This window comes from Rhizobium aethiopicum (assembly GCF_014197535.1).
Lineage (GTDB): Bacteria > Pseudomonadota > Alphaproteobacteria > Rhizobiales > Rhizobiaceae > Rhizobium > Rhizobium aethiopicum_A.
Genome location: NZ_JACIFV010000007.1, coordinates 159,704 through 182,604 on the forward strand (window position 1 = coordinate 159,704; position 22,901 = coordinate 182,604).

Annotated in this window: 21 protein-coding genes and 1 pseudogene; 14 read left to right on the forward strand and 8 right to left on the reverse strand. The window is 61.3% G+C overall.

Going from position 1 to position 22,901, the window contains the following annotated elements:
• Positions 1 to 4: 4 nt before the first annotated feature.
• Complete coding sequence (locus GGD53_RS12755) at positions 5 to 1,192, forward strand: galactarate dehydratase (protein WP_184456610.1); 1,188 nt, start codon at positions 5 to 7, stop codon at positions 1,190 to 1,192.
• 115 nt (positions 1,193 to 1,307) lie between these two features.
• Here the strand turns inward: GGD53_RS12755 and GGD53_RS12760 are convergent, their stop codons facing one another.
• Positions 1,308 to 2,231, reverse strand: coding sequence for a LysR family transcriptional regulator (locus GGD53_RS12760; protein WP_184456436.1), 924 nt, complete (start codon positions 2,229 to 2,231; stop codon positions 1,308 to 1,310).
• Between the two features lie 100 nt (positions 2,232 to 2,331).
• Here GGD53_RS12760 and GGD53_RS12765 point away from each other — a divergent pair, with 100 nt between their 5' ends.
• The 12 genes from GGD53_RS12765 to GGD53_RS12820 all read left to right on the forward strand — a co-directional run bounded on the left by GGD53_RS12765 (position 2,332) and on the right by GGD53_RS12820 (position 14,139).
• Complete coding sequence (locus GGD53_RS12765; RefSeq protein ID WP_184456438.1) at positions 2,332 to 3,357, forward strand: YeiH family protein; 1,026 nt, start codon at positions 2,332 to 2,334, stop codon at positions 3,355 to 3,357.
• 100 nt (positions 3,358 to 3,457) lie between these two features.
• On the forward strand, positions 3,458 to 5,008 hold the full coding sequence (locus GGD53_RS12770; RefSeq protein ID WP_184456441.1) for an acyl CoA:acetate/3-ketoacid CoA transferase: 1,551 nt from the start codon (positions 3,458 to 3,460) through the stop codon (positions 5,006 to 5,008).
• Positions 5,005 to 5,811 carry an SDR family NAD(P)-dependent oxidoreductase gene (locus GGD53_RS12775; RefSeq protein ID WP_184456443.1) on the forward strand — a complete coding sequence of 269 codons (807 nt, stop codon included), beginning with the start codon at positions 5,005 to 5,007 and terminating at the stop codon, positions 5,809 to 5,811. The genes GGD53_RS12770 and GGD53_RS12775 overlap by 4 nt, the downstream gene beginning before the upstream one ends.
• Positions 5,808 to 6,659, forward strand: a complete 852-nt coding sequence (locus tag GGD53_RS12780; RefSeq protein WP_184456445.1) for a MaoC/PaaZ C-terminal domain-containing protein — start codon at positions 5,808 to 5,810, stop codon at positions 6,657 to 6,659. The genes GGD53_RS12775 and GGD53_RS12780 overlap by 4 nt, the downstream gene beginning before the upstream one ends.
• Complete coding sequence (gene hutC, locus GGD53_RS12785) at positions 6,656 to 7,423, forward strand: histidine utilization repressor (protein WP_085781647.1); 768 nt, start codon at positions 6,656 to 6,658, stop codon at positions 7,421 to 7,423. Before GGD53_RS12780 ends, hutC begins: the two co-directional genes overlap by 4 nt.
• Positions 7,420 to 8,925, forward strand: a complete 1,506-nt coding sequence (locus GGD53_RS12790; RefSeq protein ID WP_184456447.1) for an aromatic amino acid lyase — start codon at positions 7,420 to 7,422, stop codon at positions 8,923 to 8,925. The genes hutC and GGD53_RS12790 overlap by 4 nt, the downstream gene beginning before the upstream one ends.
• Before the next feature lie 68 nt (positions 8,926 to 8,993).
• Complete coding sequence (locus GGD53_RS12795; RefSeq protein WP_184456448.1) at positions 8,994 to 9,926, forward strand: glycine betaine ABC transporter substrate-binding protein; 933 nt, start codon at positions 8,994 to 8,996, stop codon at positions 9,924 to 9,926.
• Positions 9,927 to 10,044: 118 nt separating this feature from the next.
• Entirely contained in the window at positions 10,045 to 11,049 is a 1,005-nt protein-coding gene (locus tag GGD53_RS12800) for an ornithine cyclodeaminase family protein (RefSeq protein ID WP_184456451.1), read from the forward strand.
• Positions 11,050 to 11,054: 5 nt separating this feature from the next.
• Positions 11,055 to 11,873: a phosphate/phosphite/phosphonate ABC transporter substrate-binding protein gene (locus GGD53_RS12805; RefSeq protein WP_184456453.1), complete on the forward strand. Its 819-nt coding sequence runs from the start codon at positions 11,055 to 11,057 to the stop codon at positions 11,871 to 11,873.
• Positions 11,874 to 11,910: 37 nt separating this feature from the next.
• The gene (locus GGD53_RS12810) at positions 11,911 to 12,543 is read left to right on the forward strand and encodes an ABC transporter permease (protein WP_184456455.1); all 633 of its coding nucleotides are present in this window, start codon (positions 11,911 to 11,913) and stop codon (positions 12,541 to 12,543) included.
• Positions 12,540 to 13,175, forward strand: a complete 636-nt coding sequence (locus GGD53_RS12815) for an ABC transporter permease (RefSeq protein ID WP_184456457.1) — start codon at positions 12,540 to 12,542, stop codon at positions 13,173 to 13,175. The genes GGD53_RS12810 and GGD53_RS12815 overlap by 4 nt, the downstream gene beginning before the upstream one ends.
• Positions 13,176 to 13,197: 22 nt before the next feature.
• Complete coding sequence (locus GGD53_RS12820; protein ID WP_184456459.1) at positions 13,198 to 14,139, forward strand: ABC transporter ATP-binding protein; 942 nt, start codon at positions 13,198 to 13,200, stop codon at positions 14,137 to 14,139.
• Positions 14,140 to 14,343: 204 nt separating this feature from the next.
• Here the strand turns inward: GGD53_RS12820 and GGD53_RS12825 are convergent, their stop codons facing one another.
• The 7 genes and pseudogenes from GGD53_RS12825 to GGD53_RS12855 all read right to left on the reverse strand — a co-directional run bounded on the left by GGD53_RS12825 (position 14,344) and on the right by GGD53_RS12855 (position 21,748).
• Positions 14,344 to 14,916 (reverse strand): NADPH-dependent FMN reductase, encoded by a 573-nt coding sequence (locus tag GGD53_RS12825; RefSeq protein WP_184456462.1) that lies wholly within the window; start codon positions 14,914 to 14,916, stop codon positions 14,344 to 14,346.
• An 83-nt stretch (positions 14,917 to 14,999) separates the two neighbouring features.
• A complete protein-coding gene (locus tag GGD53_RS12830) occupies positions 15,000 to 15,665 on the reverse strand; it encodes a nitroreductase (protein WP_184456464.1) in 666 nt (221 codons plus the stop codon).
• Between the two features lie 195 nt (positions 15,666 to 15,860).
• The gene (locus GGD53_RS12835; protein WP_184456466.1) at positions 15,861 to 16,214 is read right to left on the reverse strand and encodes an ArsR/SmtB family transcription factor; all 354 of its coding nucleotides are present in this window, start codon (positions 16,212 to 16,214) and stop codon (positions 15,861 to 15,863) included.
• Positions 16,215 to 16,398: 184 nt separating this feature from the next.
• Entirely contained in the window at positions 16,399 to 17,091 is a 693-nt protein-coding gene (locus GGD53_RS12840; RefSeq protein WP_184456468.1) for a response regulator transcription factor, read from the reverse strand.
• Between the two features lies 1 nt (position 17,092).
• Positions 17,093 to 17,470, reverse strand: a complete 378-nt coding sequence (locus GGD53_RS12845) for a response regulator (protein ID WP_184456470.1) — start codon at positions 17,468 to 17,470, stop codon at positions 17,093 to 17,095.
• Between the two features lie 2 nt (positions 17,471 to 17,472).
• Positions 17,473 to 18,114 carry a response regulator transcription factor gene (locus GGD53_RS12850; protein WP_184456472.1) on the reverse strand — a complete coding sequence of 214 codons (642 nt, stop codon included), beginning with the start codon at positions 18,112 to 18,114 and terminating at the stop codon, positions 17,473 to 17,475.
• Positions 18,111 to 21,748: pseudogene (locus GGD53_RS12855) on the reverse strand (PAS domain-containing protein). Before GGD53_RS12855 ends, GGD53_RS12850 begins: the two are co-directional and overlap by 4 nt.
• Before the next feature lie 346 nt (positions 21,749 to 22,094).
• On the opposite strand from GGD53_RS12855, the gene GGD53_RS12860 reads away from it, so the two are divergent.
• Entirely contained in the window at positions 22,095 to 22,847 is a 753-nt protein-coding gene (locus GGD53_RS12860; protein ID WP_184456474.1) for an SDR family oxidoreductase, read from the forward strand.
• The last annotated feature ends 54 nt before the right edge of the window (positions 22,848 to 22,901 follow it).

Consider the following 22,901-nt stretch of genomic DNA (forward strand, 5'->3'; position numbering starts at 1 on the left):
AATGATGAAGATCGACCGCATGCGGGTGTTCATGACCCGCGACAAGGACCGTCCCCGCGTGATCGTCGCACTCGACACGGACGACGGACTGACGGGCTGGGGCGAATGCTACAATCACGGCCCCGACAAGGCGCTGCCGCCGCTGCTCGACTATCTCTATGGCTTCCTCTCCGGCCAGGATCCGACACGCGTCGATTATCTCGTCAACCTGCTGATCCAGCAGAGCCGCTTCCCGCCGGGCGCACTCGGCCTTGCCGCGATTTCGGCGCTCGACCATTGCCTGTGGGATCTGGCGGCCAAAGCAGCGAATCTTCCCGTATACAAGCTGCTGGGTGGCGAGGTGCGCGACCGCATCAAGGTCTATGCCGGGGTGTATACCGCCCCCGACGCGCCCGCTGCCCGCGACGAGTTTGATCGCCTGAAAGAGGAATGGGGCTTCACGGCCTTCAAACTCAGCCCCTGGCGTATCGACATGCATTCCCATCGTTGGGGCAATGTCGTGAAAGCCTCGGCCGATTATTTCCGCTCACTTCGCGAGACGGTCAATGACGAATACGAGATCGCCTTCGATGCTCATGCCAAGATTTTCGAACCGATCGCCGCAAGGCAACTCGGCAATGCACTGGCGCCCTATGATCCGCTGTTCTACGAAGAGCCGCTGCGTCCGGAGAATATCGAGGCCTGGGGCGATCTGAAACAGGGGCTCAACTGCGTGCTGGCCACCGGCGAGTCGCTTTATAACAGGAACGAATTCCTGCGGCTGCTGCAGGTCAAGGGCGCCGATCTGATTCAGCCCGACATCTGCGTCGTCGGCGGCATCGGCGAAATGCGCCGCATCGCCACGCTTGCCGAAGCCTATTTCGTCGGTGTCGCTCCGCACAACCCGATGGGACCGCTGGCGACGGCGGTCAATGTGCATTTTTCGGCCGCGGCCCAGAACTTCCGCATCCTCGAATACCGGCTGCCAAAGGGCCAGGCCTATGTCTACGGCGGCCTCGATATCGAGAAGCGGCAGGGGGAAACGCGCTATGTGGTCGATCCCTATCTGCCGAAAGACGGCTATCTCGAACTGCGCCCCGACCGGCCCGGCTGGGGCGTCGAGATGGACGAGAAGGCAATGGAGGAGGAAGGCTATATCCACTGGCAGCGGCGTGTGCCGAAGCGGCCGGATGGTTCTTACGCCTTCGCTTAGAGACGCCGCTCGAAAGAACCGGGACAGGCCGCTGCCGCACAGCAGCAGCCTTTTCCTTAGTTGTCAGGCGACACCGACCTTATGCCTGATCATGGCATCTCCAACATCTCGCATGTTAGAGGACCCAGTCATCCCGATTTTGGACTTCGGCAGCTCTGTCCTCGCGGCAAATCGTTTCCAGCGCCAACGAGGCACGGCTGGAGTGTCTTTGTTTGTGCCGCAGGATTGCGAACTGGCGGGACGGCAAGGGAAAACGCGCCTTTACCAACAGACCTTGCATCAAGAGCGGCGCGGCCACTGCTCCGGAAACGACCGTTGCGCAGAGGCCTTCTCTTGCTGCCGATATGACGGCTTCGTTCGATGGCAGCTCAAGCGCGACAGTCAGATCTCCGGAGCCAATGCCAAGATTGGAAATCGCCGCCTCGAAAGCCGACCGGGTTCCGGACCCCTTTTCCCGCATGACCCATTTTGTGCCCGAAACCAGCTCCGCCGGGGCGATTGGTTTGCCACGCGCCCAGGGATGGCGCGGACCGACAACGACAAGGAGTTCGTCCTTGGCAAGCGGCTGAACATTCAGTGCCGGCTCATCAACGCTGCCTTCGACGAAACCGACTTCCGCCAATCCATCGAGAACCGCTTTTGCCGCCGTGGTCGTATTGCCGATCACCAGCTTCAGGTCGATGCCCGGATAGCGGGTCTTGAGACGCATCAGCATCGCGGGTAGCCAATAGCTTGCGATCGTCTGACTGGCAAAAACAACGAGCTCACCCTTTTGCAGGCCGCCGAGATCGGACAAGACGAGCGCTGCGGCTCTTGCGCGCGCGAGTGTGGCTCTTGCCTCCCCCAAAAACACCCGCCCTTCATATGTCAGCTCTATGCGCCGTCCGACACGGTGAAAAAGCTGGACCCCATAGGAGGCCTCGAGATTGCGGATGGCCGAACTGACGGCTGATGGCGTGAGGCCGATCGCCGAGGCGCCGTTGGTCAGGTGCTCGCGTTCGGCAACCGCGACGAAAATGGAGAGCTGTTCGAAGGTCATGACGCGATCGTTCGACTTCACCGAATGAACTATATAAAACTATTCAATGGAAGGCGACAATCGAATATGGGACAGTGAAGCATTCCGCAAGGTCTTGCCCATGCTCGTTTCCGTCTCACGTTCCCCGTCGCTTGCTGCTGTCCTGCCGGGACTTTTCTTTTGCGCGGCAGTCGCGATCATTGCGCAGTTGGTCGAGCGGTTGCAGCTGATGATGTTCGGCGCGCACTGGATCGAGAGCCTCGTGCCGGCCATTCTAATCGGCATTGCCGTGCGCTCCTCGATCCGTCTTCCGCAGACTTTCACTCCAGGCATTCACTTCGCCGCCAAGACGCTGCTCGAGATTGCCGTCGTGTTGCTGGGCGCCTCGCTCAGCACGGCTGCCATCCGGCAGGCCGGATTGCCGCTTGTCGGCGGAATTGCCGTCCTGGTTGCTCTGTCCCTGGCCGGCAGCTTTCTGCTCGGGCGGCTGCTGGGGCTGTCGACCGGCCTAGCGACCTTGGTTGCCTGCGGCAACTCGATCTGCGGCAATTCAGCGATTGCCGCTGCAGCCCCTGTCATCGGCGCGAAACCGGAGGATATCGCTGCCTCGATAGCCTTTACCGCGCTGCTCGGCGTTGGTGCCGTGCTGGCGCTGCCGCTTCTGCATCTGGTCCTGGGGCTCAGCACCGTACAATATGGCGTTTTCGCAGGGCTGACAGCCTATGCCGTGCCGCAGGTGTTGGCAGCCACAGCCTCTGCCGGAGCCGTCAGCACCCAGGTAGGCACGCTCGTCAAGCTGATCCGCGTGATGATGCTCGGACCGGTCATTCTTGTGCTCGGCGCAGTTCATCGCCGCCCTCCCGGTGGCTCCGCAGTCAATCTCCGCCATCTTCTGCCATGGTTCATCCTCGGTTTTGCAGCCATGGCGGCGCTTCGCTCCTTTGACGCAATCCCGGCGCCGCTGCTGGCCGGGATGTCGGCTCTCTCCGCTGCCTTCACCGTCACCGCCATGGCCGCGCTAGGTCTCTCCGTCGATGTGAGATCCATCACCCGTGCCGGCGGCCGGGTCCTTGCAGCGGCGGCGCTGTCACTGCTGGCTCTGGCGGCTCTTGGGTTTTGCTTGATGGGGCTGCTTGACATCGGCTGATCGAGGCGATCTGCCCAAAATACCGGCAAAGATTCCGGTTGCCTTCCAAACGATCGGCCGTTAGCCTGTATATACAGGTCGGTTGGAAACAAAGATCGTCATGCGGGTCATCTCTTCACAGCAGGCTGCGGATCTCCTCGAAGACGGGATGACGGTCGCTGCTTCGGGTTTTGGAGGATTCTGCCACCCCGAGGCCATCACGGCTGCGGTGGAGGAGCGTTTCGTCGCCTCTGGAAAACCCCGCAATCTCACGCTCTTGTTTGCTGCCAGCACGGGCGATCGTCAGACGCGCGGCATGGGGCATTTTGGCTATGAAGGGCTCGTCGCCTGCGTGATCGCCGGGGGTTGGCGAGGAACGCCGCGCCTTGGCAGGCTGGCGATCGAGGAAAAGATCGAAGCGCATTGCTGGCCGCAAGGCGTTATCGCCCAGCTCTATCGAGCGATTGCCGCCGGTCAGCCTGGGGTGATCACCCATATCGGGCTCGGTTCTTTCATGGATCCGCTGCATGGCGGCGGCCGCATGAATGCGACGACGCCGCGCGCGCTTGTCGAGCGTGTGTCGTTGCGCGGCAAGGAATGGCTGCTTTATCCCTCGATGCCGCTCGACTGCGTGCTTTTGCGCGGTACGACGGCCGACGAAGACGGCAACATCAGCCTAGAGGACGAAGCCTTTCCCCTCGACGTGCTTGCCATGGCACAAGCAGGCCGAAATTCCGGCGGTATCGTCATCGTGCAGGTCAAGCGGATTGCCGAGCGCGGCTCGCTGCCGCCGGGCGATGTTCGCATCCCGGCGGCGCTGGTCGATTATGTTGTCATCTGCGAAAATCCGGCCCAGCACGGCGTCAATTTCGCCGAGAAGGACAATATCGCCTATACCGGGCGCGTCCGGATGGCGGCGAGCCGTCTGCAGCCGGCGCCGCTGTCGGCCGATAAGATTATTCAGCGCCGCGCCTTCCTGGAGCTGGCGCCGCTCCATCGCCCGACGATCAACCTCGGCATTGGCATTGCCGCCGGGATCGGCCGTATCGCCAGCGAAGAGGGATTTGACGATTATACGGTGACGATCGAATCCGGCGTCATCGGTGGCGTGCCGGCCGAGGAACTATCCTTCGGCGCTGCCGTCAATCCGACCGCGATCGTCCCACAGGCTTCGCAGTTCGACTTTTACGACGGCGGCGGCCTCGATATTGCCTTTCTCGGCATGGCCGAGGTGGATAGGTACGGTGCGGTCAATGTCAGCCGCTTCAACAATTCCATCGTTGGGGTCGGTGGCTTCACCAATATCTCGCAGACGGCGGGGCGTGTTGTCTATCTCGGCGCGTTTTCGGCTGGCGGCGCGGAAATTGCGGTTGCCGACGGCAGGCTCGACATCATCCGGGACGGCAGAGTTTGCAAGATCGTCGACCATGTCGACCAGATCAGTTCGAGCCCGGCCTTTGCGCCGGAAGGGCAGACACAGCTCGTCGTCACCGAGCGGGCGGTCTTTCGGGTGATCGACGGCTGCCTGACGCTGACGGAGTTTGCCCCCGGCATCGATCTCGCCGCCCACGTTCTCGACCGCCTGCCGAAGGGCGTCGCGGTGTCGGACCAGCTGAAACAGATGGATGCGCGCCTGTTTTCCACCCACGCAATGAAGGACTCTGCCCCATGAAAATCGATGGAGCCGTCATCATCGTCACGGGCTCGGCAACAGGCGTCGGGGCCGCATGCGTGAAGCAGTTCGCCGAGGGCGGTGCCCGGGTGGTGGTCAATTACAGCCGCAGCAAGAAAGAGGCCGATGAAACGGCCGATATCTGCCGCAGCCTGGGCGCGCAGGTCGAGATCGTCCAGGCCGACGTTGCCGACGATGCGGCCTGCCGCCGGATGGTTGCGACGGCCGTTAAACGGTGGGGGCGGCTCGACGCCCTGGTGAACAATGCCGCAACGACGGTCAAATCGGATCCTTTCGATCTAGAGACATTGTCGGCAGAGGATTTTCAGAGTGTTTTCGGGGTCAATGTCATCGGCGCCTATCAGATGTGCCGGGCGGCGGTGCCTGCCATGCGTGACAGCGGCGGCGGTGCGATCGTCAATGTCTCATCCAACGTTGCCTTTACCGGCGGCGGCAGTTCGCTTGCCTATACGGCCTCCAAGGGCGCGCTCAATGCGCTGACCCTGGCGCTGGCGCGCACCTGCGGTCCCGATATCCGGGTGAACGCGGTTTGCCCCGGCATCATCGATACGCGCTGGATGCGCGATACGCTCGGGCCGGATGCCTATGGCGCCATTGCCAAGCGATTTTCGGAAACGGCGCCACTCGGCCGGGTCGCAACACCGGAAGACGTTGCCGGCGCCATTGTCTGGCTTGTTCAGGGGGCAGACTTCGTCACTGGCGAATTGCTTTCCGTCGACGGCGGCATCCGCCTGTCCGGTGGCATTCGCAAACCCGTGGCATCCGGCGGAGCCGCATCGTGACGCTGTCAGCCCAATCCATTCTCGATTTCCCGGTGCCGCAAGCGACGCATGTGGTCACCGCAAGGGATGCCATCCTCTACGCCCTGTCGGTCGGCTACGGCACCAACCCGCTCGACGAAAACGCGTTGAACTACGTCTACGAACGGGATCTGGTCACTGCGCCGACGCTTGCCAATATCGTGGCACATCCGGGCCCGTGGATGCAGCAGACGGGTGTCGACTGGGCGCGTCTGGTGCATTCCGAACATCGACTGGCGATCCACCGGCCAGTCCCTCTCGATGTGCCGCTGATCTCCCGGTCGCGCGTCTTGTCGGTGGTCGATCGCGGCGTTGAGAAAGGCATGTTCGTCAGCTTCGAGCGCATGATCGCAACCGTGGACAGTGACGAGCCGATCGCGACGATCGTGCAGACGAACGCCTGCCGCGGCGACGGTGGATGCGGTTCGGCCGGATTAGCGCCTGAACCTCTGTCCAAAGTCCCGGACAGAGAGCCGGACGTCGAATTCAATGTCGACATCCCTGGTAACGCCGCGCTGCTTTATCGCCTGAACGGCGATCGCAATCCGCTGCATGTCGACCCACGGGCAGCGGGCAGCAGCGGCTTCGATCGGCCGATCCTGCATGGGCTATGCAGCTTCGGTTATGCGGGCTACGCCATCATCGCCGCGATCGATCCAGGGATGGCTACCGGTTTAAGCGCGATCGCGGCGCGGTTCAGCGCACCGATCTTTCCCGGAGAAACGATCACCCTGCAGATGTGGCGCAACGACGCTGAAATTCGCTTCCGGGGGATCGTTGCTTCCCGGGGCGTGACCATCCTCGACAATGGCATGGCGAGGCTGTCATGACGAAAGCGGTTAAGCCGGCCGCCAGCGAGGCGCGCCAATATATCAGGATCAAGGAGCAGATCCTGGCCGAGATCGCCGAGGGCAAGCTGCAGCCGGGAGACCGGGTATCTTCCGAAAGCGAACTGGTGGCGGCATTCGGCGTCAGCCGCATGACGGCGAACCGGGCGCTGCGGGAGTTGATGTTCGAGGGTGTCCTCAAGCGATCCGCCGGCATCGGAACCTTCGTGTCGCCAAAACACCTTGACGTCGATCTGCTTCAAATCCGCAACATAGCCGACGAAATACTGGAGCGGGGTCACACGCACAAGGCGGCGGTTGTCCAGGCCGGTTTGATGAAGGCGGATGCCAACGTTGCCGACGCGCTCGAACTGACCCTCGGCGCTGAGGTGATGCATTCGCTGATCGTGCACCTGGAAAACGACCAGCCCATTCAGGTCGAGGAGCGCTACGTCAATCCGCTGGTCGCTCCAGACTATCTGTCGACCGATTTCAGCAGCATGACGCCGAACGAATATCTGACGAAGGTGGCGCCGATAACGGCGTTCGAACATATCGTCCAGGCCGTCAAACCGGACACGACGATCCGCAAATATCTTGGCCTGAAGAATGATCATCCTTGCCTGCGCGTCTTTCGAAGGACCTGGTCGGGCGAGGCCGTCGTGACCTGCGCGCTGTTATACTATCCCGGCGCGCAATATCGGCTGGAAGCGCGGTCCACCAAGGGTCCTTCGAAGCCCGTCGCCATTCTCGGAGAGAAGCAGTGAGCGCCACCCATTCTCCATCGATCACCTTCAGCGCGTCGCCGCCGACGATCGAGGACATCGCGGCAATTGCCCGTCGTCACGCCAGGATCGAAATCTCCGCCGAGGTCGAGGCCCGGATTATGGCGGCGCGCGCCGTCGTCGATCGCTATACGGAAAGGGATCTGCCGGTTTACGGCCTGACGACGGGACTGGGAGCGGGGGTCGATACACGACTTGCAACGGAAGATCTGGTGGCGTTTCAGATGCGTGTGCCGCAAGCCCGCGCGGTCGGCGTCGGAAAGCCGCTTGCCCAGGAATCCGTGCGGGCGATGATGGCCGTCAGGGCTGTCGGCATGGCGGCGGGCGGTTCCGGCGTTTCGCTGAACGTGTTCCGTGGTCTGATCGCTGCCATCAATGCAGGTGTCCATCCTGTCGTCCCGTCATTGGGCTCGATCGGTGCGGCGGATTTGGCTCCGCTTGCCCATATGAGCCGGGCGCTTCTCGGCTTCGGCGAGATCGAGCTTGGCGGCGAAGTGCTGCCGGCCGGCATCGCCCTGGAAAGGGCCGGCCTGAGACCTCTCGAATTGGCGCCGAAGGACGGGCATGCGCTTGTCGTGGCCAACAGCCTCTCCATCGGCCTCGCCTGCCTGGCGCTTGAGGATATCGAGCGGCTTTTCGATTGGTCTCTGAAGGCGATTGCCGTTGCTTTCGAAGCGTTCAGGGCCAATGTCAGCGTCTTCGACGACCGCGCTCTGGCTGCGAGACCGGCCTTCGGGCAGCGCCGCGTCGCCGCTCAGCTGATGGAGTTGCTTTCGGGAAGCTCCTTGCTCGCCGCCGATGCCGCAAGACGTCTCCAGGATCCATTGAGCTACCGCTGCACGCCGCAGGTCTGGGGTGCGTTGAGGCATGCGATCGATGAGGCAAGGCAGGCGACGGAGATAGATCTCGTCAGCTCCAGCGACAATCCTGTCGTCATCGCCTCAGAGGGCGTCATTCTTGCACACGGCAATTTCGACATGACCGCTTTTGTACTCGCCTGGGAAAGGCTGGGGCAGGCAATGGCGCATTGTGCGGCAGGCACCGCCTATCGGATCATGAAGATCATGTCGCCTGGCATGTCCGACCTTCCACGCTTCCTGACCCCGATGGGCCAGAGCCGGACCGGTTTTGCCACGGTGCAAAAGACCGTCTCGGCCATGGAAGCCGAAATCCGTCATCTCGCCATGCCGGTTTCGCTCTCGCCCCTTCCGGTCGCCGATGGGGTCGAAGATCAGGCGTCGATGGCCCCGGGCGTTTTGGCAAAGACCCAGGCGATCGTCGAGCGCCTGCGTTATCTCGTAGCCATCGAACTGATCGCCTCGGCACAGGCCCTCGAGCTGCGCGGCGTCGCAGGCGAATTGGGCAGGGGATCGGCCGAGGCCTATGCTTTCGTCCGCAGCCATGTCCCGGCGCTTGAAGAGGATCGCGCGCAGGGGCCGGATTTTGCGACGATCGCCGCATTGATCGGGCTTGGCCCGCAATAAGCCCGGTTCGCCACTGCCCCACCAAGAAGGGCAGGGCCGACCGGTCATGCCGACGGTTATTCTGGGGAATGCCGCCGGTTCGTTCATTGAAAAGTCAACAAGAGGGAATGATTATGAAAAATTGGACAAAGGGCATATTTGCAGCCGGCATCATGGCAGCCGTCATGTTCCAGTCTGCATCCGCAGAGACCATCAAGGTCGGCAGCAAGAATTTCACCGAGCAGTTCATCCTCGCTGAAATGTATTCAGCCGTTCTGGAAAACGCCGGCTTCACGGTCGAGCGCAAGATCAATCTCGGCGGCACGCTGATTGCGCATCAGGCATTGGTGGCCGGCGAGATCGATCTCTATCCGGAATATACCGGGACGGCGCTCGCGTCTGTCGTCAAGGGCGAGATGTCGACCGATGCCGACAAGGTCTACACCCAGGTCAAGGACTTCTACGCCAAGCAATTCAACCTCACATGGCTGAAGCCGAGCGGCATCAACAACGGCTATGTCATCGTCGTCCGGCAGGAAACGGCGCAGGCGCACAATCTGAAGAGCCTGTCGGATCTCGCCAAGGTCTCCAAGACACTGGTCTTCGGCGGCGGTGCTGAATTTCCGGATCGCGCCGACGGCCTGCCCGGCCTGAAGCGCGTCTACGACGCCGAGTTCAAGGAGTTCAAGCAGTTCGCCAAGCTTGGTCTTCGTTACGACGCGCTGGAACAAAAGGACATCGACGTTGCCAACGGTGCAGCGACCGACTGGCAGATCGGCTCGAAGAACCTCGTGCCACTGGCAGACGACAAAGGTCTGTTTCCGCCCTATTACGTGGCGCCCGTTGTCCGCCAGGACGTGCTCAAGGCCAACCCGAAGGTTGCCGAACTGCTGGAAGCGGTTGGCTCCCATCTCGACAATGAGAAAATGCGGGTCCTCAATGCCAAGGTCGAGACTGATCACGAGGAAGCCAAGGACGTGGCGGTCGACTTCTTGAAGGAAAACGGCCTGCTGCTGAAATGATTGTCATGCCCCCGTGGCCGGATATCCATCCGGCCGCGGTCTGGCGCGGCGATCCTTTCAAGGGTTTGTTCGAAAATCCGTCCGGTCGGCAGCGGGCAGGAATGTGGAGAAGCGAGAAATGCAGGAAATCTGGATCGATTATCTCAACGCCCTCGATGCCAAGGCGCTGGCGCTGACCAATGGCGAGATTCTCGATGCGGTGTCGAAGGCGCTGGATGCGCAGGGCAGGGGTGAAACCGTCATCGAGCCGCGGGTTCATCTTGTGCCGGAGAGCTCCGACAAAGGCCATTTCAATGTGCTTCGCGGCTATGTCAAAGCGCTGAATTATGCCGGCGTCAAAGTCGTCGGCGACTTCGTCGACAACTACAAGGTGGACCTGCCTTCGGAGCTTGCGGTCCTCAACCTGTTCGACCCGAATACGGGTGTGCCGAAGGCCATCATCGACGCGACTGCCATCACCGACATGCGCACCGGCGCCGTCACCGCTCTTGGCGCAAAATATCTCGCTCGCAACGACAGCAAGGTGCTCGGCCATATCGGTGCGCGCGGAACCTCTTACTGGAATGTCCGACTTCTCGACCATCTCTTCGACTTCGAGGAAATCCGCGTGCATTCGCGCCGCCCGGAAAGCCGCAATGCCTTCGCCAAGCGTCTTGAGGCGGATCTCGGCAAGAAGATCGTCGTTACCGACAATTGGGAGGATTGCCTCAAGGACGCCGACATCATGGTCGAGGCCAGCCGCCTGCCGGCACCGGCGCCGCTGTTCAAGACCGAATGGGTCAAGAAGGGAGCCTTCGTTGTGCCCTATGGCACGATGAGCGCACTCGAATTCGATCTCACCGACATCATGGACAAGGTCGTCGTCGACGATTGGGGACAATGCGGCCCCGGCAAGCCTTTTGGGGCGCTTCGCCGTCACGTCGATGAGGGCAAGGTGACGGCCGAGAACCTGCATGCCGAAATCGGCCAGATCATCTGCGGCAGGAAGCCCGGCCGCGAGAGCGATGAGGAGACGATCCTGTTCTGGCACCGCGGCCTCAGCACCACCGATGTGGCGCTCGGCGCCGCCATGGTCGACAAGGCAAGAGAGATGAACATCGGCCAACGGCTGCGGTTCGCATAATTGCCATGGTGATGTCCAAGCCGATCGCCTGTTCGAGAATGTATAATCTCAGTCCGCGCATTCGCGGCCTGTGGGATGCGCTGTTTGCGCAGGTCAGTCTGCAGTCCGGCATCGAACTCGAGATCATCGCTCACGCAGCACCGGCACCGCTGTCGGAGCTATGGGCGAGGCCGGACATGGGAGCGGTCTTCATGTGCGGCTATCCGTTTTCGCACATGCCCGAGGCTGCGCGACCGACGGTGCTTGCCGCACCCGTCTCGAGCGAGGCATGGTCTTTGGACCAGCCGCTCTATGCCAGCCACATTCTCGTCGCCTCCGCCGGGCCGGTGAACGCTGTGGAGGATCTCGCAGCGGTACGCTGGGGCTGGACTGTGCGCGATTCCCAGTCGGGCTACCACGCGGCGCGTTCTTTTCTTGCCGACCGGTTTTCCGGGAAAATGAAGCAGAGCATGACGGTCGGACCGCTGCTCAACCCGTCAGGCATCGTCGCCGCCCTCAAGGACGGCAGGATCGATGCCGGTGCGATCGACGCTTGCGCCTTCCAATTGTTGCGGATGCACGAACCCGATGCGATCGATGGTCTCCGTATTCTGGCGACGACCGAGCCGCTTCCTGCGCCGCTGCTGGTTGCCGCGCAGACATTGCCGTTGGACATGGCCGCAGCGTTGCGGCAAAGCCTCGTGACATTGCATGAAACGCCTGAGGGAGCGGCGGTTTTGGTGCGGCTCGGCCTCAGGCGGTTCTCAACGGTCGTTGCCTCGGCCTACGATATTCTGCCGCAGAGAGCCGACGACGCCGATCGCAGATTGGGGATCTCATGGTAGACAGGCGAAAGAGCGCCCCGATGCGGAGGTCTCGACGATGAAATGGGTCCCTAAACATCTCGACCGGCTATTCGAAGCACTGTTGGAGCACCTCTATCTCGTTCTTTCCTCGGTCGGCATTGCCCTGGTGATCTCGCTGATCGTCGGGATATGGGCGGCAAGGCGGCCGCGGAGCTTTGCCGTGATCGTCATCTTCACTGGTATCCTGTTCGCGGTGCCGAGCCTGGCGCTGTTTGCGCTTCTCATTCCCATCATGGGCATCGGTGCGGCACCCGCCATAACCGGTCTTGCCGCCTATTCGCTGATGATCCTGATTCGCAATATCGGCATGGGGTTTCAGGCTATTCCGCGTGACATATTGGAGGCTGCCGATGGCATGGGCTACGGCACGGCGCGGCGGATCTGGGAAGTCGAACTGCCGCTGGCAGTGCCCTATATCGTCGGCGGGCTTCGCATTGCCATGGTGACGGTCATCGGCATTGCGACTGTTGCCGCCTATATCAATGCCGGCGGGCTCGGCGTCATCATTTTCGAAGGCATCGACCAGCGCTTTCCTGAAAAGATCATCGCAGGCGGGCTGCTGACGTCATTTCTGGCGCTCTTTGCCGACTACTGTTTTGCCTCCCTCGAAAAGCTGCTGCGACGGCGCAGCGGAGGGAAGATAGCATGATCCTCATCGATGCATTCAGCTGGATCTTCAACAATTCCGGTACCTTCCTCAATGCTTTCAATCGCCATCTTCTGATGTGCGTCCTATCGCTCGGCATCGCCTTCGTCATCGCGGTGCCGCTCGGATTTGTCGTCGCACGGGCACCGCGCGCCGCCTTTGCGGTGGTCAATATTGCCGGCGCCTTGCGCTCCATCCCCAGCCTTGCGATCCTGTCGGCGACGATGCCTTTTCTCGGCATCGGATTGCTGCCGTCGGTGATCGCCCTCATCGTCCTGGCCGTGCCGCCGCTATTGTTGAACACGATCATCGGCATCCGCGAGATCGACGCCTCGGTGATCGATGCGGCGGATGGAATGGGCATCAGCGCCGGACAGATGCTGTGGGAGATCGAACTTCCCCTGGCCGTTCCCGCGATTCTGTCGGGCGTCAGGACGGGCGCCATCCAGGTCATCGGTGGGGCGGCGCTAGCCTCCTTCATCGGCGGCGGCGGGCTTGGCGATTTCATCAATGCCGGCATTGCGATCATGAACATGCCGCGCCTTCTCGTCGGAGCGGTGCCGATAGCCCTGCTCGCAATCTTTGCGGAATTGGCCTTCGGCGCCCTGGAACGCCTCTTCACTCAACGGCGCTGAGCGGCCGAAAGCGGATATCAGGATGATTCATCTCGATCATGTTACCAAGAAATACGACGGAAGCGGCCCGCATGCGGTCGACAATCTCGATCTGCTGATCGAGACCGGCACGACGGTTGCCCTGATTGGTCCTTCGGGCTGCGGCAAGACCACGACCATGCGGATGATCAATCAGTTGGAGACGCCGACAACGGGACGCGTGCTGGTCGACGGAAGAGATATAGCCAGGGTCGATCAGAAGGAGCTCCGCCGCAGCATCGGCTATGTCATCCAGCAGGTCGGTCTGTTTCCGCATATGTCGATCGCACGCAATGTCGCGACCGTCCCGCGGCTTCTCGGTTGGGAAAAGGCGCGCAGCGATCGCCGCGTCGACGAGCTCCTGGATCTCGTCGGTCTTGATCCGGCCATCATGCGGCAGCGCCTGCCGCACGAATTGTCGGGCGGGCAGCGTCAGCGCGTCGGTTTCGCGCGTGCGCTCGCAGCAGACCCAGCAATCATGCTGATGGACGAACCTTTCGGCGCGATCGACCCGATCACCCGCGTTAGGCTTCAGGACGAATTCCGCGACATTCTGAGGAAGGTGAAGAAGACCGTCGTCATCGTCACGCATGACCTCGACGAGGCCATTAAGATGGGCGATCGCATTGCGATCATGCGGGATGGCCGCCTTCTTCAGTATGATAGCCCGCAGGAGATTCTTGCGCGTCCCGTCAACGAATTCGTCGAGAACTTCCTCGGCCCTGACCGAGCGATAAAGAGGCTGAGCTTGATTGCCGTATCGACGATCATGACCGCCCCGGAACCGTCCAACGGCGATGCCGAGATTGCCGCTGATGCCACGGTTCACGATGCCTTGGCGCTCATCCTCTCCGGCGAGATGCCGGGCCTCCATGTCAGGTCACCCGATGGGACGCTTGCGGGATATCTGTCGCGAGCCACCTTGTTGCGCGCCAATCGGCTGTAGAACAATTCCGGCCAAAGTCTGCAGCGGTTTTGCTCGACGTGAACAAGACCACCTGCCCTTGCCCAAGGCTCAATACACCAATGCTACCCACGCGTGCGGAAAGGGTTTGCCGATCGCCTGTCTCAGGCTGTCGGTGAGTTTCACACAATGGGATTGTGGCGGCTGGATTGACGTCAACTCCGCTCGTTCATTCTCTGCGCTTGTCTAGGCGTCTTTCGGCAGTACTGAGCGAACCCTTGCGATGAAGGCATGGAAGTCCTTCATGAATGTACGCAGGAAATCGGCGGTGCTCTCGTTGGTGACCTCGCCGTCATCGGTGATCAGCCCCGGAGTGAATTGGATGTAGGCTTCCGGAGCATTCATCTGCGGAGAGTTGCAGAAACTGAGCACGCTGCGCAAATTCTGCTGTGCGACGGCTGTGCCAATCGCGCCCGGCGACGTGCCGATGACCGCCGACGGCTTGCGTGTGAACGAGTTGGTGCCGTAGGGGCGGCTCGCCCAATCGATTGCGTTTTTCAATCCGCCGGGGATGGACCGATTGTATTCGGGCGTCACGAACAGCACGGCGTCGACGGCCGCGATTGCCGCCTTGAATGCTCTGCCGGCCGGAGGGTAGTCGGCGTCGTAATCGTAACTGTAGAGTGGCAGGTCCTTGAAGGAGATCTCCGACATTTCAAGTTCCGGCGGGGCAACGCGCACCAACGCCTTGGCGAGCTTGCGGTTGATCGAGCCCTTGGCGAGGCTGCCGATAAGATAGCCTACTTTATGCGTGGTCATGGCGTTCTCCAGTATCCCGCATGATAAGGGACCTATCATACGCGGAATTCTCGACAGGGTCTCTGTTCTTTAAGTGCAAGCAACTATTCGCCGATGAAGGTGACCGTTTCGGCCAGCGGGGCGCGGCCCGTACGGGCGTAACTTACGGCAGGGTCTTCGTAGCCGATCGACATGCCGCAGAAGAGGATCAGTCCGTCCGGGGGTGACAGGACCTCGGCGACCGTCTCGCGAACCTGCGACCACGCCATCTGCGGGCAACTGTGCAGTCCTTCGGCGCGGAGCAGCAACATGACGGTCTGCAGATACATGCCGACGTCGGCCCATTGGGGCAGGCCCAGGTCGCGGTCGATGTAGCAGAACAGGGCGGCGGGCGCGCCGAAGCAGTTCCAGTTGGCGATTGCTGCCCGTTGGCGCGCCTCCCAGTCCTCGCGCGCAATGCCGAGCGCGCTGTAGCGCTCCTTGCCGAAGGCGGAGCGGCGCTCGCCGTAGGGGGGCTTCAGCACGGAGGGGTACATCTCGTACTGCCGCTTGTCCCAGGCGTCGCCATGCGCCACACGCTCGACGGCTGATGTCTTGAGTTCGGCCAGCGGCGCACCGGTCATCACGTAGGTATTCCACGGCTGGATGTTCGATCCTGACGGCGACCAAGCCGCGGCGGCCAGCACGCGCTCAAGTATTTCCATCGCCACAGGCTTGTCTTTAAATCCGCGCACCGACCGTCGGCTTGTGACTGCCTCATATACGTCCATGATCGCCTCCATGCTCCGGGCCGTTGGTTCCGTTCCTGATGTGATTCATTATCTCCATTCGCAATGGAGGCGTAATCACACCGTGGTCTAGGAGGCGTACATCAAACGTCCATCAGCGATCGACGTGGTCGAGGGGCATGTCAGCAGAATTGAAGACCAATCATGAGCGGCAGCGTGAGCGTTCCGCCATTGGCGTCAGGTGCCCACGGCTCGGGCACGTTCTGTGGCCGTACTACGATGCGATCCGAAGATGTCCGCGAGCGTATCTAGCATTGCCCTGACCCCCTCAGATTGAAGTGAATAGTAGATCGTCTGCGCAGCCCTTCGTGTTTGCACGAGTTCCTGGTCTCGAAGAATTGCCAGATGCTGAGACGTCGAAGATTGGCTCAATCCCACTTCGTCAGCCAGGACGGTTACGGACATTTCTCCTTCGGTCAACAGATGCAGAATGTGAAGCCGTTTGGAATTCCCGATAGCCGACAGGAAGGTTGCTTCGGTGTCGAAGGCATTGGTTTTAGGGGAAGGCGCGACTGACGATTGATTGTTCAAGGCGAGATCTCCTTTGGGGAACCAAAGCCGGGTACGATGTCATATCCCCGAACTTTAATTTAGAGATAACGCAAGCGTGCGGGGCCGAAACCCATTACCCGGCGCCGCATCGTCTTTTTTGGCGCGAATCGGATACGGCCTGCATCAAATGGACAGCCAGCGTTCTTGGCTCCTTGATTAAAAGCTAACGCGCCCCAGCCTGACGCATCTGTGCCGGCAATGTTTCCCAGGCTCGGATCAGTTCGCCGATGGAGGCGGCCTCCATCTTGTGCATGACATTGCTGCGATGCAGCTTAACCGTCACTTCGCTGATGCCGAGATCGAAGGCGATCTGCTTGTTGAGGCGCCCGCGTGCCACTTGGTGCAGAACCTCGCGCTCGCGCTGCGTCAGCGTCTCCAGCCGTTCGATATTGCGATTGGCGATCGCTGCTTCCGCCCGTCGTTCGCCGTCCATTGAAATGGCGGCGGTTACGGCATCAAGCAGCGTCTGATCCCGCGCCGGCTTGGTGAGGAAATCCACGGCGCCGGCTTTCATCGCCTGGACGGTCATCGGGATATCGCCATGGCCGGTCAGGAAGATGATCGGCTTGGCGATGCCGTTCTCGGCCAGATGGCTCTGCAGGTGGAGACCGCTTACCCCCGGCATGCGCACATCGAGGATCAGGCAACCTGGTCTGTCCAATATATCCGCGTCGAGCAGCTCGCGCGTCGAAGCAAAGCTGACCGGCTGAAAACCGGCCGACAGGATCAGCTCCGACAGCGCCTCGCGAATGGATGCGTCGTCGTCCACGATCATGACGAGCGGCTGATCCTCTTCACGTTCACGCTGCGCTGACAAAGGCGCCGATCTACGAACGAACGGCTGGTCAACCCTCATGTCACCCTCCATCTCTCGATTTGTGTAAGGCATTGGCGATGGCCGCGATCAGGGCCTGGGCATCGAATGGCTTGCGGAAGAATCCGCCGGCGCCTTGAGCGCGGCCCTGATCCGCGATCTCGTGGCGGCCCGTAATCAGGAAAACCGGCAGCTCCGGGCGTGACTTCCTGACGAGATCGCGAAGTTCGAAGCCGTCTATGCCGGGCATTCCGATATCGGTGATGAGCAGATCCAGGTCCGACAGCCCGTTGACGAGCAGCGAGCCTGCCGACGAGAAGCTGCGGGCGACATAGCCCGCCGATTCCAGAAGGTCGCTCATCGATTCAAGGAGCCTTGGATCGTCATCGACAATGGCCACGACATGTCTTGTCTTGTTCATGTTCAATTCCCTCCCACCCGGCGCGAGTGGGTTATCGGTATTTCCAGTTTCTCCGCGATGCGCACGAGATCGGCGAGCGATGCCGCCGCCATCTTCTGCATCACGTTTCTTCTGTGGATCTGCAGTGTGACTTCGCTGATCCCCAATTCCGCGGCCGCCTGCTTGTTGAGAAGGCCGCTGACGACGAGCGGCAGCACCTCGCGTTCGCGCGGCGTCAGGTCGAGATAGTGTTGCCTCAGCATGCCGAGTTCGGCGCGCTCGGCCCTCTTTTCCCGATCCTGGGCGATCGCCGCCTGGATTGCCGCCATGAGATCCTCGTCGCTGAACGGCTTCGTCAGGAAATCCACTGCGCCGCGCTTGATGGCGCGCACGGAGGAGGGGATATCGCCATGTCCGGTGACGAAGACGATCGGCGGATGATCGACGTCGGCGATCTGCCTCTGCAATTCGAGGCCGTTGATATCGGGCAGTTCGATATCGAGGATGAGGCAGGCGGGAACATCCGGCTTGTCCGCTTTCACATAGTGGCAGGCGGACTCGAAGGCGACGGCGCGTATGCCGTGCGAGTCCAGCAGCTCGCCGAGCGCCTCGCGGATCCGTTCATCGTCATCGACGATGAAGACAATATGGTCGTCCGCCGTCATGACGCCGCCTGTGTTTCAATGGGCAATGTGAAGATCAACGTTGCTCCGCGCGGATTGTTCTGCTCCGCCCACAACCGTCCGCCATGCAGTTCGACGATCGAGCGGCAGATCGCCAGGCCCATGCCCATGCCATCTTCCTTCGTCGTGAAGAACGGCTCGAACATTTTTTCGGGAAACTCGATCCCCTGGCCATGATCGCTGATTTCCGTCTGCACGGCATTGCCGATGTGACGCACGCGCACCTCGATCACCCTGTCGCCGGCAACAGCGTCCATCGCTTCTATGCCGTTGCGAATGAGATTGATCAGAACCTGCTGGATCTGGGTGCGATCGATGGGAATTGGTGGGAGCTTGCCGTCGATCTGCAACACCATGCGGGCGTGACGGCGCGCCATCTCGTCTGCCATGAGGTTGCGCGCTTCGCTGACGATGTCAGGCATCGTCGTATGAACCCTCCTGTCGGCTGATTGCTTGAACAGGGCGCGGATCCGGCTAACGACATCCGCGGCCGAGTTGGCGTCTCGAATGATGCGCTCGATTGTCCTTTGGGCCCGCTCCATATTCGGCGGTTCGGCCATGAGCCATCGTTGGCAGGCGTGTGAATTTGCGACGACGGCCGCCAGCGGCTGGTTCACCTCATGGGCGATGGAGGCCGAAAGCTCGGCAAGGCTTGCCACCTGGCTCGCCCGTGCAAGGCCTTCCCGCGCCTGACGCAGATCTTCCTCCGTCCGAACCTCACCGTCGATATCAAGGCAGATGACATTCCACTGGACGATCACGCCTTCGGCATTGCGCATCGGCGCGGCACGTGTCTCGACCCAGCGATATTCTCCATCGAACCGCCTCAGGCGGTGCCGTCGTGCATAGGGCTCGCCGGTGCGCAACGAATGGGCATAGTCCGCTTTGACACTCGCCACGTCGTCGGGATGAACGCCGGCATCGAGGGTCCCGTCCAGCCGGGTTTTTCCCGTTCCATCAAGCTCTTCGAGCTTATAGCCGAGGAAGTCGCGGAGCTGAGGGTTGCGATAGACCGGCTCTCCGTCCGGGGCCGCGCAATCGATCATCGCCGGCAGCGTTTCAACGATTTGCCAGAGCGAACGTTCCCTTTCCCGCAGCTCTTGCTCGATGCGCAATTGATCGTCGATGTCATGCGTGAGGCCGTACCACTGTATGATTTGCCCGCTCTCGTCCCTGAGCGGTTCGGCGCTACCTCTGACCCAGCGGTAGACGCCGTCAGCGCGCCGCAGGCGATACTGTTTCGAGAAGCGCTCGCCGGTGGCGAAGGAATGCTTTAGCGCCTCGGAGAGGCTCTCCGCATCGTCGGGATGGATGGCGGCTTCTATTATGGCGGACAGCCGGTTCATGCCGGGCTTTTCTGTGTCTGCAATGTCCGGGCCGAGAAAATTGATCAGCCGCTTGTTGAAGAAAGTCGGCTCGCCATCCGCATTCAAGCGCCAGAGAAGGCTGGGGACGATGTCGACGAGCTGTGACAGCTCCCGCTCCCGCTCACGCAGGGCCTGTTGCGCACGCACTTCGTCATCAATATCGATCGCAGCGGCATACCATTGCACGATCGTTCCATTTTGATCCCGCAACGGCTCTGCGCGCCCTTCCATCCACCGATACGCGCCGTCGGCGTGGCGCCGGCGATACTTTATCGTATAGGGCCGCCGGTCGCGAGCGCACGACCGAGCACCTCGCGCATGCGAGGTCCATCGTCGGGATGCACGGTTGCTCCGATGATCACCGCCAAACGGCTGAGATCGGGTTTGTCCCAGGCTGCGACATCATCCAACCCGATGGATTGCAATGTGCGCCTGCTGAAGAAGGTTGGCTCGCCATTGGGCGCCATGCGGGCAATGTGAACCGGGACCATGTCGACGAGCTGTGAGAGTTCGCGCTCGCGGTCACGCAATGCCTCGAGCGCACGCACCTCTTCGTCGACATCGAGGGAAACTCCATACCACTGCACGACCGCTCCGTCATCGTCGCGCCGGGGCTCTACCCTGCATTCGGCCCAGCGATAGACGCCATCCTTTTCGCGCCAGCGGAACCGCATGGAAGTGCCGCTGCCGCTTTCGAAGCAATCGCGCAACTTGCGATCTACGCCCGGTGCGTCGTCGGGATGGATCAGCTGCTGCAGCAGTTCTTCGATGCGTGGCGCGCCGAGAGTGTCGAAACCAGCAATGACCGCGCGGAAATGGTCCTGGTACCGCTTGTTGAAATAGATCGCCCCGCCGGTGGGCTCGACGCTCCAGATGCGGACCGGGACGGCATCGATCATCTGCTGCAGTTGCCGTTCGCTTCGCCGGACCGCCTCTTCGGCCCGGACCTGATCGTCGATGTCGTGGCAAAGCCCATACCACTGGAGGGTGTTGCCCGCCTGATCCCGCAGCGGCTCGGCGCGGCTCGACATCCATCGATACACGCCGTCGGCGCGGCGCAGCCTATAGCGCATGGCGAAGATTTCGCCGGTGACGAGGCAGTGGCTAAGCGCTGTCCGGAATTCGGCTGCGTCGTCGGGATGAACGATGGCCTGAAGTACCGCTTCCAGCCGGCTCATATCCGGCTTGTCGGAATCGGCCACGTCAAGGCCGAGGAAATCGACCATGCGCTTGTTGAAGAAGGTCGGCTCGCCCTCGGGCGTCAGACGCCAGACGTGGCTCGGAACCATGTCCACCAGTTGTGAGAGCTCGCGCTCCCGTTCGCGCAATGCTTCAACGCTTTGTCGCAACGAAAGCGACGCCAGTTGATGCTGGCGGGATATGGCGGCGACGATAAGCGCCGAAAGCGCCGAGATGGCCAGAAAAAGCTGCAGCATGATCTGCTTGTGCTTCTGGGACTCCGGGTCGCCCGCGAATTGACCGGCGCCGGTTATCGTGAAGACCGCCGTAATCAGTGCCAGCAGCACGAGCGATATTGCCGCGCCCTTGAACTCGAAGCGGACCGCCGCCCACAGGAGAGGCGGCATGATGATATAGGCGAACGGAAGGTAGCCGCTCAGCGAAAGCGCGGCGACGGCGAGGAAGATGAGGCCGAGAACGCAAGCCTCCATCCATTGCGTGGTCGACAGCTGCGGTCTGCCCCGCCAGCTGTGGAGTACGACAAGCGCCAGCGGGGCGATAATGAGAACGCCGGTCGCATCGCCGATCCACCAGAGAGGCCACGCCGTCACGAAGGATTGCGACAGGATGCTAAACCACGCCAGCGTGGCGCTTCCGATGGTGGCGCTGACGATCGGAGCAATTCCGGCGCCCAGCGCTACGAAGGTCAGCACCTCCTGCAGGCTTTCCAGCCGCACAGGCCGCTGCAGAGTGCGGTTCACGAGCCAGGCGCCCGCCACCGCTTCCAGAGCGTTGCCGACATAGATCAGGAAGGCGGCGAGCGGTGGACTGTGAAACCACAGGACATTGCTGAACATCTCCGCCAGGCAGCCGCCCAGCACCCACCAGGGCCAGCTGTATCCGGAACTGAGAATGAGCGTCGCGATGAAAAGCCCGCTCGCCGGCCAGATGGAAATGCCGGTTCCAGGCACGATTGCCAGAGATTGCGCAAAGCCGCAGGCGAGCACATAGGCGGCGATAAAGAAACCCAGGTGCAACGGCTTGGGGCGGTACGACCAGACGTTCATCATCAGCCGCTCCTGCCGGGTTGAGAAAACCGGAGGATCGTCAGCATTTCCTACGGCGCTTGTTTTCGATTTCGGGGCCGGCGAGCTCATGATCGAACGCTAATCCTGTAACACCACAACCGCAACTCATGGAAATCTATGCATTGCGCGGGAATGTAGCCGCAAACTTGATCGCCGAACGGGCAACCGGAAGGATGTATTTTTTCGCTGGCGCATCCTGGACCTCGGGCTGGCTCCGCTACGCCCTGCGTCTCAGGCGTCCAACCTCAAGCACGATGGATGGTGGCCGGCGTTCCGGTCATTCTCGGTCCGTGTGAGGATTGTCGACGAGGCGTGAGAGGATGCCGAGATGAAAATCATGGTAGCGGGAGCAAACGGCCTTATCGGAACGCAACTGGCGGCGGATCTGCGACGCTCGGGCCACGACGTCACGGCCGCATCTCTGTCGCTCGGCGTCGATACGGTGACCGGCAAGGGCCTGGAAGCGGCAATGACAGGTGCCGAAGTCGTTGTCGATGTGACCAATGCCGCATCCTTCGGCGACAATTCGGCGCTCGATTTCTTCAAGGCATCGACGAAGAACCTGCTCGCCGCCGCGGCGGAAGCCCGCGTCCGGCATTATCTCGCGCTTTCCATCGTCGGCACCCCGCGCCTGGTCGAAAGCGATTATTTCCGCGCGAAAGCTGTGCAGGAAAATCTCATTCGGGCCTCGGCTCGTCCCTACACGATTCTCCGCTCGACGCAGTTCTACGAATTCATCAACGGCGTGATCGACATCGGCGCCGAGGGCAACGTCGTTCGTTTGCCTCCGGCCTCCGCGAGGCCGGTCGCGGCTCATGAAGTCGCGGCATTCCTGGCGGAACTGGCGACAGGAGATCCCTTGGGCAACATCATCGAGATCGGCGGCCCCGAACAGTTCGGCATCGATGACATCGCCCGGATCTATCTCGCCGCGAACGAAGACCAGCGACAGGTGATAACCGATCCTTCCACCTCGTATTTCGGCGTCGAACTCACCGGTGACGTGTTGCTGCCTCATGTCGGGGCGCGCGTGGCGACCCAGAAGCTCTCCGACTGGCTCTACAGGTCGATGGCGGCTTAGCGGCCATCTTGAATTTTGCCGAATGAAGTAATACCTTCTTCTTGGAGAGTATTA